General features: G+C 69.2%; 12 protein-coding genes and 1 pseudogene. All 13 read left to right on the top strand.

Annotation, left to right across the window (positions count from 1 at the left end; genetic code table 11):
* Positions 1–51 precede the first annotated feature (51 nt).
* Positions 52–705: pseudogene (locus A5781_RS23130) on the top strand (NifU family protein); the annotation flags it as partial.
* Positions 702–1,328 (top strand): DUF5947 family protein, encoded by a 627-nt coding sequence (locus tag A5781_RS23125; protein ID WP_067212505.1) that lies wholly within the window; start codon positions 702–704, stop codon positions 1,326–1,328. The pseudogene A5781_RS23130 and the gene A5781_RS23125, both read left to right, overlap by 4 nt.
* A complete protein-coding gene (locus A5781_RS23120) occupies positions 1,325–1,972 on the top strand; it encodes a DUF6084 family protein (RefSeq protein ID WP_067212501.1) in 648 nt (215 codons plus the stop codon). Before A5781_RS23125 ends, A5781_RS23120 begins: the two co-directional genes overlap by 4 nt.
* Positions 1,969–3,294, top strand: a complete 1,326-nt coding sequence (locus tag A5781_RS23115) for a hypothetical protein (RefSeq protein ID WP_067212498.1) — start codon at positions 1,969–1,971, stop codon at positions 3,292–3,294. Before A5781_RS23120 ends, A5781_RS23115 begins: the two co-directional genes overlap by 4 nt.
* A gap of 144 nt (positions 3,295–3,438) precedes the next feature.
* Entirely contained in the window at positions 3,439–3,948 is a 510-nt protein-coding gene (locus tag A5781_RS23110; protein ID WP_067212495.1) for a hydrogenase maturation protease, read from the top strand.
* Entirely contained in the window at positions 3,939–4,205 is a 267-nt protein-coding gene (locus A5781_RS23105) for a HypC/HybG/HupF family hydrogenase formation chaperone (protein ID WP_067212491.1), read from the top strand. Before A5781_RS23110 ends, A5781_RS23105 begins: the two co-directional genes overlap by 10 nt.
* A gap of 1 nt (position 4,206) precedes the next feature.
* Positions 4,207–6,549 (top strand): carbamoyltransferase HypF, encoded by a 2,343-nt coding sequence (gene hypF, locus A5781_RS23100; protein WP_067212488.1) that lies wholly within the window; start codon positions 4,207–4,209, stop codon positions 6,547–6,549.
* Between the two features lie 3 nt (positions 6,550–6,552).
* Positions 6,553–7,272 (top strand): HypC/HybG/HupF family hydrogenase formation chaperone, encoded by a 720-nt coding sequence (locus tag A5781_RS23095; protein ID WP_067212486.1) that lies wholly within the window; start codon positions 6,553–6,555, stop codon positions 7,270–7,272.
* Positions 7,269–7,943, top strand: coding sequence for an SIS domain-containing protein (locus tag A5781_RS23090; RefSeq protein WP_067212483.1), 675 nt, complete (start codon positions 7,269–7,271; stop codon positions 7,941–7,943). Before A5781_RS23095 ends, A5781_RS23090 begins: the two co-directional genes overlap by 4 nt.
* Positions 7,940–9,058, top strand: coding sequence for a hydrogenase expression/formation protein HypE (gene hypE, locus A5781_RS23085; RefSeq protein ID WP_082939484.1), 1,119 nt, complete (start codon positions 7,940–7,942; stop codon positions 9,056–9,058). The genes A5781_RS23090 and hypE overlap by 4 nt, the downstream gene beginning before the upstream one ends.
* A 71-nt stretch (positions 9,059–9,129) precedes the next feature.
* Complete coding sequence (locus A5781_RS23080; RefSeq protein ID WP_067212480.1) at positions 9,130–9,402, top strand: HypC/HybG/HupF family hydrogenase formation chaperone; 273 nt, start codon at positions 9,130–9,132, stop codon at positions 9,400–9,402.
* 16 nt (positions 9,403–9,418) lie between these two features.
* On the top strand, positions 9,419–10,549 hold the full coding sequence (gene hypD, locus A5781_RS23075) for a hydrogenase formation protein HypD (protein WP_067212477.1): 1,131 nt from the start codon (positions 9,419–9,421) through the stop codon (positions 10,547–10,549).
* Complete coding sequence (locus tag A5781_RS23070; protein ID WP_255360837.1) at positions 10,546–11,283, top strand: DUF6390 family protein; 738 nt, start codon at positions 10,546–10,548, stop codon at positions 11,281–11,283. Before hypD ends, A5781_RS23070 begins: the two co-directional genes overlap by 4 nt.
* Positions 11,284–11,311: the final 28 nt, after the last annotated feature.

Raw genomic sequence — 11,311 nt, 5'->3', positions numbered from 1 at the left:
TATGCGATCGTCGGCAGCGTCAGATGTGTATAAGAGACAGCCAGGTCGTCGGTGGCCAGCCTGCTCCTCGTCCACGGCCTGCACCCCCACGACGTGCACCGCAGGGTGTCCGACGCGCTCGACCGGGTGCGGCCGTACCTGGGCTCGCACGGTGGTGACGTCGACCTGATCGGAGTCGACGGCGATACCGTGCGGCTCGCATTCACCGGCAGTTGCAAGAGCTGTCCGTCATCGGCGGTGACGCTGGAATTGGCGGTCGAGGACGCGGTGCGCGCCGCCGCGCCCGAGGTCTCGTCGATCGAGGTGGTGACCGCCGAATCCGCGCCCGGCCCGGCCGTGATACCCGCCGAATCCCTACTGGCCCATCTGCATTCGACGAGCTCGACCTGGTACCCGGTACCCGAACTGGCCGAGCTGGAGCCCGGCGAGGTGGCGGGTTTCCTGGTGTCGGACACCCCTCTGGTGGTGTGCAGGATCGGCGACCTGCCGCTGGCCTACCGTGACCACTGTCCGGTGTGTGACGACTCGTTGGCGGGTGCACGACTGCGCGAGACGCTCCTGGGCTGCCCGCGCTGCGGCACGCAGTTCGACGTCGTCCACGCGGGTGCCGGCGCAGGCGGAACTCACCTCGAGCCGCTCCCCCTGCTGGTGCGCGACGGGGTGCCATCGGTAGCGCTGGCCGAACCGATGGGCGCCCCGGCATGACGACCCCGTACGAGGTCCTGACCCGCATCCGCAGCAACCGTGCGGCCCCCGAACCGGCCGGGGAGCGGTGTGAGATGTGCTCGGAATCGATCGCTGACACCCATCAGCACGTGGTGAATGTGGCTGACCGCCAGCTCATGTGCGTATGCCGAGCCTGCTATCTGCTGTTCACCGACTCCCAGGCGGAGCTCCGCTACCGCGCCGTGCCCGACCGGTATCTGTCATTCCCGGGCTTCGCGCTGGATCGCCGCGCCTGGGAGGCGTTGCAGATCCCGGTGGGCGTCGCCTTCTTCTTCACGAACTCCGCACTCGGGCGCACCGTCGCCTTCTATCCCGGACCGGCCGGCGCCTGCGAATCCGAGCTCGCGCTGGACGTTTGGGACGCGCTCAGCGGCGCCGACGCCCGGGTGGGCCTGCTGGTCGACGACGTCGAGGCGCTGCTGGTCCGGGTCCCCGAATCCGGTGCGCCGCAGAGCTATCTCGTCCCCATCGACGCCTGCTACGAATTCGTCGGGCGACTGCGCATGCTGTGGCGTGGGTTCGACGGAGGGCAGGAGGCGCGCGAGTTCATCGACGGCTTCTTCTCCCACCTCGAAGCGCGCGCTGTGAGAACACCGCCATGATGGACGTCGACTTCTCGGTCCTCGACGTGGCGCCGGAGCCGTACACCGTCAGCCCGGTGCTGACGGCGCGGGTCGCCGTCGACACCGGCGATGGCGGAGGCGACCCGGTGCACGCGATCGCCCTGCGCTGCCAGGTCCGCATCGAGCCGCTGCGACGCTCGTACTCCGACGACGAAGCCGCCGGGCTGCTCGACCTGTTCGGGCCGCGCGAACGCTGGGCGAGCACCCAGCGCACCTTCCTCTGGCAGCACTGCACCGCGATGGTGCAGGGTTTCGCCGGCAACACGACGGTGGCGCTGCCGCTGGATTGCACCTACGACTTCGAGGTCGCCGCCGCCAAATACCTGCATGCGCTGCGCGACGCGGCGCTACCGCTCCAGTTCCTCTTCAGCGGAACGATTTTCGTCAAATCCGAACGCGGGTTTTCCGTCCAGCAAGTCCCGTGGGACTGTGAATGCCGCTACGACATGCCGGTCACGGTCTGGCGGCAGCTGATGGCCCAGCACTACCCGAACGCCGGCTGGCTGCGGCTGAGCCACGAAACCATCACCGCGCTGGCCGCCTACAAGTCGGCGCACGGGCTGCTCGACCTCGACCACGCGATCACCGCACTGCTGGACGCGGACCGGGAGACGGCGCGGTGACCGAGGATCGGGACCGGGCCCGCGCCGTCGCCGACGCGGTGCTTTACGAGGGCTACTTGCTCTACCCTTACCGCGGCACCTCGAGCAAGAACCAATCACGCTGGCAATTCGGCGTTCTGGGCCCGCCCGGGGCCGCGGAGGCCGGCCTGGGCGAGGACGACGCCCTGGCGGCACAGTTCCTGGTCGACGGCGCCGGGGAGCTGACCCTGGTGGTGCGATTCCTGCAGTTGCAGCACCGCCGGGCCGAGCGCGAAGTCACCCCGGGGGAATACGAGCCCGTCGACGAGCTCGCCACCCCGGGCGGATCGTGGCTGACCTGGGACGAAGCGGTCGAATGCGAAAGGTCCTTCGGCCCTGTCGCCCTCGACGGCCGGCCGTGGACACTGTCGGTGACGGCGGACGCGGGCACCGACATCGAATTCCTCGATGGCGGGCGCCTAGTGCGGCAACGACGGGAGGTACGTGGCGTGCTCACGGTCGCCAGCGAGGCGGATGGCGACCTGTGCCGGGTGTCGGTGCGGGTCAGCAACATCGGCGACGGTGCAGCGGACAAGAACGACTCGATCGCGCGGTCCATGATTGGAACGCACCTGATCGCCGAACTCGAGGGCGGGCAGTTCGTTTCGCTGCTCGAGCCGCCGCCCGCAGCCGTCGACGCGGCAGCCCGGTGCAGCCAGCACCGCTGCTTTCCGGTGCTGGCCGGCCCCCCCGGCACCCGGGAATTGCTGTTGATCTCGCCGATCATCCTCTACGACCACCCGGAGGTCGCCGAGCAGAGCGACACCGCCCTGTATGACTGCACCGAGATCGACGAGATCCTCACCCTGCGCGTGATGACCATGACGGACGAGGAGAAGGCGCAGGCCCGGGCCACCGATCCACGGGCGGCGCGAATCATCGACCAATGTGACGCCATGTCTCCCGACGCGATGGCTCGCCTGCACGGCGTGCTGCGCGATCCCCACGCGATCTCGGGCCTGGTCCCGGAGATCCCTGACGGGGTCGATTGGTGGGATCCACTGGCCGACAACGCTGTACGCCCGGAAATCGATGCGGTGCTGGTGAACGGGGTCAGGGTGGCGCGCGGCAGCCGGGTCCGGTTGCGGCCGAGGCGCAACGCCGACGCGCAGGACATTTTCGTCGCCGGCAAGACCGCCCGTGTCACCTCGGTGCACGAGGACGTCGAGGGCACCAAGCACGTCGCGGTCGTCGTCGAGGACGACCCGGCCGCCGACCTGCATGACTGGTACGGCCGCTACCTGTACTTCTCCCCCGACGAAATCGAGCCTCTGGAAGCTCAACGCAGCCCGGCAAACTCGTGAAAGGAGTCCAAGATGGAGATCCTGGGTTGGATATTCATCGCGATCATCGCGTTGGTGGTGGCGATCGGGGTGGCGCTTGGGGTGGCATCCCTGCCCGATGCCCGCCGCTACCTGAAACTGAGGCGGATGTAACCGGCTCGCGAAATGACAGCGCGCATCCTGGTAGCGGGCATCGGCAACATCTTCCTGGGCGACGACGGATTCGGATCAGAAGTGATCCGCACCGCCGAGATCCCGCAGGACGGTAGGAGCATCCGCGTCACCGACTACGGCATCAGCGGCATGCACTTGGCCTACGACCTGCTCGAGGACTGGGACACCCTGGTGCTCGTTGACGCCGTCCCCAGCCGCGGCAGCCCCGGCACATTGCACGTTTTCCAGGCCGATCATGAATCAGGTCCCGCCGCAATGGGTTTCGACGGCCACAGCATGGATCCGGCCGCGGTGTTCGCCAGCCTGCGGGCGCTGGGCGGCAATCCGCCCTACACGGTCGTCGTCGGGTGCGAGGCGGGCAGCGTCGAGGAGGGCATCGGCCTCACCGAGCCGGTGGCCCAGGCGGTTCCCCGCGCCGCGCGCGCCGTCGAGGAGATCGTCGCGGCGTTGCAGGCGCACTCGGTCGCAACCAGTCGAGAGGGTACTGAGCCATGTGTTTAGGGATCCCCGGCCAAGTGATCCGGATGCTGGACGGCTTCGAAGGGCAGCTGGCCCTGGTCGACGTCACCGGCGAACAGCGCAGGGTCAACGTCGGCATGCTGCCGGAGGAGACATTCGCCCCGGGCGACTGGATAATCATTCACATGGGCTTCGCCGTCGAGAAGACGGACCGCGCGGGCGCCGAACAGGCGCTGGCGGGCCTCGAGCTGATGGGCCGGGGCCGCACGGACCCAACTGACTTTCCGGAGGTCGGCTGAGATGACCTCGCCCCCCCTGCTGCTGCGGCAACGCGACGTTCGGCAGCGCTTCACCGTGACCGGTGTCGTGCAGGGGGTTGGCTTCCGGCCATTCGTCCACCGCATCGCGACCGAACTCGGCCTGTCCGGCTTCGTCGGCAACGATTCGGGCGCCGTGTTCCTTGAGGTGCAGGGCGAGCGCGCACGCATAGCCGAATTCGGGCGCCGCCTCCGCGCCGAGGCTCCGCCGCTGGCCCGGATCCGCGACGTCACGGTCAGCGAGCTCGCCGCCGATGCCGGCGCCGAACGCGGGTTCCGGATCGTGGCCAGCCGGAACCTCGCCGGCGAGACGACGCCGATTCCGCCCGACATCGCGGCGTGCGACGACTGCGTCGCCGAACTCTTCGACCCGCGCGACCGGCGCTACCGCCACCCCTTCGTCACCTGCACCAACTGCGGGCCGCGATTCACCATCATCCGCGAGCTGCCCTACGACCGCCCGGCCACCACCATGTCCGGGTTCCCCATGTGTGCGCGCTGCGCCGCCGAATACCACGACCCGGCGGATCGGCGCTTCCACGCGCAGCCGATCGCCTGCCCCGAATGCGGGCCGTCCCTGTGGTTCCGGTCGGCGAGCGGACGCGTCGACGGAGCGGACGCAGCGCTGGCGGCCGCCCAACGCGCGCTGGCCGCCGGCGCGGTGGTGGCCATCAAGGGCGTCGGGGGTTACCACTTGGCCTGCTCCGTCAGCGACGGCGCGGCCGTCGCCGCGCTGCGGGCGCGAAAGGCGCGCGGCGCCAAGCCGTTTGCCATGCTGGTCCGTGATCTGGACGTCGCGCGCCGCTACGCCCACGTCGACGACGACGAGGCCGCCGTGCTGCTGGGCCCCGCCCGTCCGATCGTGTTGCTGCGACGCCGATCCCCGAACGACACTGCGCCGGTCGCCGACGCCGTCGCTCCGGGTAGCCCGCTGCTGGGACTCATGCTGCCGTACTCCCCCATCCATCACCTGCTGTTGGCGCCCGTGCCCGGCGCCGCCGAAGCCGTCCCGACCGCGCTGGTGCTCACCAGCGCCAACCGATCCGACGAACCCATCTGCTTCACCGATGATGATGCCGGACAACGACTTCCGGCGCTGTGTGATGCGGTCCTCGACCACGATCGCCCGATCCACGTGCCGTGCGATGACTCGGTGGTGCGGGTGGTCGACGGGCGCGAACTGCCGATCCGGCGGTCCCGCGGGTATGCGCCGCTGCCGGTCGACTTGAATACCGAGGGCCCCGCGGTGCTGGCCGTTGGCGGGGAATTGAAGAACACCTTCTGCCTCACCGACGGCGCACGCGCCTATCTGTCCGGGCACATCGGCGACATGGGCAGCTGGGAGACGTTGCGCGCGTTTGAGCGGGCGGTGCGCCAACTCAGCGAAATGCGCGGTGAGCCGGCGCGGTTGGCCGCCGACCTGCATCCCGGGTATCACACCCGAAGCTGGGCGGAGCGCCGCGCGGACGGTCGACCGCTGGACCTCATCCAGCACCACCACGCGCACGTGGTGTCGCTGCTGGCCGAGCACGGGCGAATCGGAGAACCCGTCGTCGGGGTCTCCTTCGACGGCACGGGTTACGGATGCGACCAGACCATCTGGGGCGGGGAGATTCTCCGGCTCGGCCACGACAGCCAGCGATTCGTCCGGGCCGGCCACCTGTTAGGAGTACCACTGCCCGGCGGTGATGCGGCTGTCCGCAACCCGTGGCGGATGGCGCTCTCGCAGTTGTGGTCGGCCGGCATCGACTGGACCCCCGACCTGGCCCCCGTCGCGGCCGCGACGCCGGACGAATTGCGTCTGACCCGTTCGCAATTGGAGACGGGAACCGGATGCGTGCCCTGCTCGAGCATGGGCCGCCTATTCGACGCGGTCGCCTCGTTGCTCGGCGTGCGGCACCGCATCGACTACGAAGGCCAGGCCGCCATCGAGCTGGAGGCGCTGGCGCAGTCTGCGGATGCGCAGGCCGGGCCGTCGCTACCGCTCATGGTGGGCGCCGACGGGGTGATCGATCCCGCCCCGATGGTGCAGACGCTGGTGTCGGCGCTCTACACCGGCACGCGACCCGCGCTGCTGGCCGCGGCTTTTCACGAGGCCGTCGCGGACGCCGTGGCCAAGGTGGTCGGTCAGGTGGCCGGCGCCACCCGGTTGGTGGGCCTCACCGGTGGGGTATTCCAGAACGTGTTGTTGCTGAGAGCGTGTCGTCAGCGGTTGCAGCTGGCGGGATTCGAGGTGCTGACCCACCACATCGTTCCGCCCAACGACGGCGGGCTCGCCCTGGGTCAGGCCGCGATCTCCATGCTGACCGCGCGGGAGGAGGGCTGACCCATGACCACCACAGCCATCGATCGCGGGCTGGGCGCTGAATTGGCCGAAGACCTCGCCGCCACCGCGTTCACGCTCGCCAAGCGCTTCGCGGCGGGAGCGACCATGTGGTCCATCGCGCCGTCGTGGGAACCGCACGCACTGCACATCGCGGTCGAGTTCGTGCACCCGGTGATCATGGGCAAACGGGCCCTGCCCGCGGTGGCGCTGACCGGACCCGACCTGGTTGACCTGGTGCGAGTGTCCGTGCGGCCGGGCGACATCGTGGTCGCGGTTTCCGGAGCCGACGACGCGCAGGTCCGCTCGGTGATGCGGCGCGCCCCCGCATGGGGCGCCACCACGATCTGGATCGGCAGCGGCGAACGCCCCGGCGCGGGCATGGCAGACCACGTGCTGTGGCTCGACGACCCCGATCCTCGCATGCCCGCGACGGGCGGTTTTGTGCTGTTCTATCACCTGCTGTGGGAACTGACCCACGTGTGCTTCGAGCACCCCGGCCTGCTCAAACCCGAGCGCGCCGAGTCGGTTTGCGTCACCTGCAGCGACGAGGGGCGCCCCGGCGAGGCGGTGACGGCGTCGGCCGACGGGCACGCCACGGTGCGCACGGCGCGCGGCATCGAAAACGTGGTGACCACCCTGATCGACCCGGTCGAAGCCGGGGACCTGATGTTGGTGCACGCGGGCATGGCGATCGGCAGACTGGAAGACGAGGAGGGCCGATGAGCACCGCCGACGAACCCACCAACTTCCTGTATCCGTTCATCGACGCCCAGGAAGACGATCCCGCCTCGCTGCTGGCCGACCTGGCCGCCTCGGCGCAGGCGAAGGCGGCCGAAAGCCTGGCGCTGCGGCGCTCGACACTGGAAGCCAACGCCGCGTTGCTCGGTGAGGCCGCCGCCGAGCTGGCGCGCCGTTTCGCGGCGGGCGGGCGCATGTTCACCTTCGGAAACGGCGGCAGCTGCACCGATTCCACCACCCTGGCGAGGCTGTTCGCCCGGCCGCCGGGCGGCATGCCGCTGCCCGCGTGGCCCCTGACCACCGATCAGGCGATCCTGACCGCGCTGGGCAACGACGTCGGATTCGAGTTGGTGTTCGCCCGGCAGTTGATCGCCCGCGCCAGGGCCGGCGACATCGCGATCGCCATGTCGACCAGCGGCGGTTCGCCCAACCTGCTCGCCGCGCTGGCCGAGGCGCGTCAACGCGGCTTGTACACCATCGGATTCGCCGGCTACGACGGCGGCGCGTTCGCGAACAATCCGAATGTGGACGCCTGCTTCGTCGTTCGTTCGCAGAGCGTGCACCGGATCCAGGAATCGCAAGCGCTGCTGGGCTATCAGCTCTGGCTGAGCGTGCACCAACAGCTCGGCGGCAAGCAAGGCATGGGGGCGGCATGAGCAATTCGAAGTCGGCGGGTGAATACCTTTCCTCGGGACCACGATTCGCCGAGGGCGAGGTGATCGAGCGGATCGAATCGTTCCGCAGGCGCCGGCCCCGGTTGCTCGACGACCATGTGACGCTGGCCCACGGCGCGGGCGGCAAAGCCTCGGCGGCGCTGGTGGACGCGGTGTTCGTGGAGGCGTTCCGCAACCCGCTGCTGGAGTCACTCGGTGACAGCGCGGTCCTGACGCTGCCGAGCGGCGAACGCCTGGCGATGTCCACGGATTCATTCGTCGTACAGCCCAGGCGCTTCCCGGGTGGCTCCATCGGCGCGCTCGCGGTGCACGGAACCTGCAACGACCTCGCGATGGCCGGTGCCGTGCCGTCGTGGATCTCGGCGGCGTTCGTGCTCGAAGAGGGTTTCCCCATCACCGAATTGAAAGAGATCGTCGCCGACATGGCGGCGGCGGCCGCGAAGGCGGGCGTGCGGATCGTCACCGGCGACACCAAGGTGGTGCCCAAGGGCGCCGCCGACGGCATGTTCGTCACCACCGCCGGGGCCGGTGTCATTCCCGCGGGACGCGCGCTGTCCGCGGCGTCGGTGCGGCCCGGTGACAAGCTGCTGCTGTCGGGATCGATGGGCGACCACGGCATGGCGGTCATGCTGGCGCGGGGCGACCTGGCCATCGAGGCCGACATCCACTCCGACACCGCGTGCCTCAGCCCGCTGGTGGAGCTGCTGATGGCGGCCGCGCCGTCCACCCGCTGGCTGCGTGATGCGACGAGGGGCGGAGTGGGCACCGTCTGCAACGAACTGGCCCAGGCCTGCGGTCTCGGGGTGCTGCTCGAAGAGGATCGACTTCCCGTGGCGCCCATGGTGAACGGCGCCTGCGAGCTGCTCGGCATCGACCCGCTGTACGTCGCCAACGAGGGCAAGCTCGTCGCGGTCGTCGCGCCCGAGGAGGCGGCGGCCGGGCTCGACGCCCTGCGGTCGCATCCCCTGGGTGCCGACGCGGCCGAGGTAGGGGAAATCGTCACCGAACCAGCCGAAAGCGTGGTGCTGCGAACCGGATTCGGCGGAACACGGATCGTCGACATGCTCGTCGGCGACCCGCTGCCGCGGATCTGCTAGGGCGTGGCGATCGCAAGCGCGGCGTAAGCCGGGCGCGGCGGATCGCCACCAGAAAGGAAGGGAGGCCGCACATGTGTTTGGGAATTCCGGGCCGGATCGTCGAGATCACCGATCCCGCCGACTATTTGGCAAAGGTCGACGTCAGCGGCGTGCAACGCACCATCAGCGTGCGGCTGCTCGAGGACGACATGCCCGAACCCGACGACTGGGTCCTGGTTCACGTCGGGTTCGCGATGGCCAAGATCGACGAGACGGAGGCACTGCTCACCCTGGCCGCCGTCAAGAAGCTCGGCGACGCCTACGACACCGAGATCCAAGCCTTCGACTCCTCATCGATCGTCTGAGAACGAAAGGACCGTCATGAAATTCGTTGACGAGTTCCGTGATCCGGCCGCGGCCCGCAAGCTGCTGGGCGCCATCGAACGCCTGGCCGGCGCCGACGGCGAACAGTTCAAGTTCATGGAAGTGTGTGGCGGGCACACGCACACGATCTACCGGCACGGCATCGAGCACCTGCTGCCCGACAACGTCGAGCTGGTGCACGGCCCCGGCTGCCCCGTCTGCGTGATCCCGATGGGCCGCATCGACGACGCCATGTGGCTGGCCGGCCAACCCGACGTGATCTTCACCTGCTTCGGCGACATGATGCGCGTGCCCGGATCACACGGCAGCCTGCTGGACGCCAAGGCGCGCGGCGCCGACGTGCGGTTCGTCTACTCCCCGCTGGACGCGCTGAAGATCGCGCTCGACAATCCGGACAAGCACGTGGTTTTCTTCGCCATCGGTTTCGAAACCACCGCGCCCTCGACCGCGGTCACCCTGGTCCGGGCGCGCGACCTGAAGCTGAACAACTTCAGCGTGTTCTGCAACCACGTGATGATCGTCCCGCCGATCAAGGCCATCCTGGAGTCGCCGGACCTGCGCCTGTCGGGTTTCATCGGCCCCGGGCACGTGTCCACGGTGGTCGGCAATCGTCCCTACCGGTTCGTGCCGGAGGTGTACCGAAAGCCTCTGGTGGTAGCCGGGTTTGAGCCTCTGGACATTCTGGCCGCGGTCGCGATGCTGTTGACCCAGATCCGGGAGGGCCGCTGCGAGGTGGAGAACCAGTACACGCGCGTGGTGCCCGAGGGGGGCAATCCCGCCGCTTTGGCGTTGATGGGCAAGGTTTTTGCGCTGCGCCCCCACTTCGAGTGGCGCGGACTGGGTTTCATCTCGCAAAGCGCGCTGCGGCTGCACGACGACTTTTCGGGATTCGACGCCGAGCTGCGGTTCGCGATGCCCGGAGTGCGGGTCGCCGATCCCAAGGCTTGCCAGTGCGGCGAGGTGCTCAAGGGTGTGCTCAAGCCATGGGAGTGCAAGGTTTTCGGCACGGCGTGCACCCCGGAGACCCCGATCGGCACGTGCATGGTGTCCCCCGAGGGGGCGTGCGCCGCCTACTACAACTTCGGCCGAATGCACCGCGACGCGGTCAAGCTGGTGGGGCGCGCTTGACCGGTAACACCGACGGCCCGGACATGTTCGCGCGCTACGCCTACGCGCCCAACGCGCTGGGCTATTGCGGCCCCCCGCTGGGAGCCACCCTGCGCGACGGTTCGGTCGACGAGGTGCGCCGGGCGGCGACGACGTTCTCCGGGGCGTGGCCGTACCTGCGGGTGCTGTCGACGCTGACCGGCATCGCCGACCCGCTGGATTACCGGCTGGTGGAGTCCTACTGGCTGGGCGGCGGCGTCGGCGCCGACCTGGACCCCCGGGACTTCTTCAACGGATTGCTGGCGATCATCGGCCCGCAAGCGGGCCGCTATTGGTCGCACCTGACGCCGGACCTGGCCGGCGAGGCCGCCGCCAACCACTGTTTCCACGTGTTCGGCGTGTACCCGTGGACCCGGTTCCTGGGGCGGGGTATGGACGAACATCCCCTGAACGTGCTCGACAACTGCCGCATCACCTGGGGAACCGTGCTTTCCCGTGACCGCGACCGGATCGAGGTGCTGCGCCGACGGCTGGTGCTCGACGGTGACGGGCTGGCGCTGTCCGAACCGTCGTCAGCTGTGTTCGACGTCTCGATCGATGGGTACAGCGCGGTGCCGGATGCCACCGCGGGCGACCAGGTCGCGCTGCACTGGGGGCGGCTGTGCGGCCGTCTGTCACCGCGGCAGGTCCGCGCCCTCGCCGACGGAACCGAGCGTCAACTGCGGGTGACGAGAGACCGACTGGCGCGCGTCTAGCGGCGATCGCGAGCGCGGCCGTGGCGAT

Source organism: Mycobacterium sp. 852002-30065_SCH5024008 (assembly GCF_001665645.1).
GTDB classification, from domain to species: Bacteria; Actinomycetota; Actinomycetes; order Mycobacteriales; family Mycobacteriaceae; genus Mycobacterium; species Mycobacterium paraffinicum.
The sequence above is the reverse complement of the archived record's forward strand: the minus strand, read 5'-3'. Positions and strand labels throughout refer to the sequence as shown.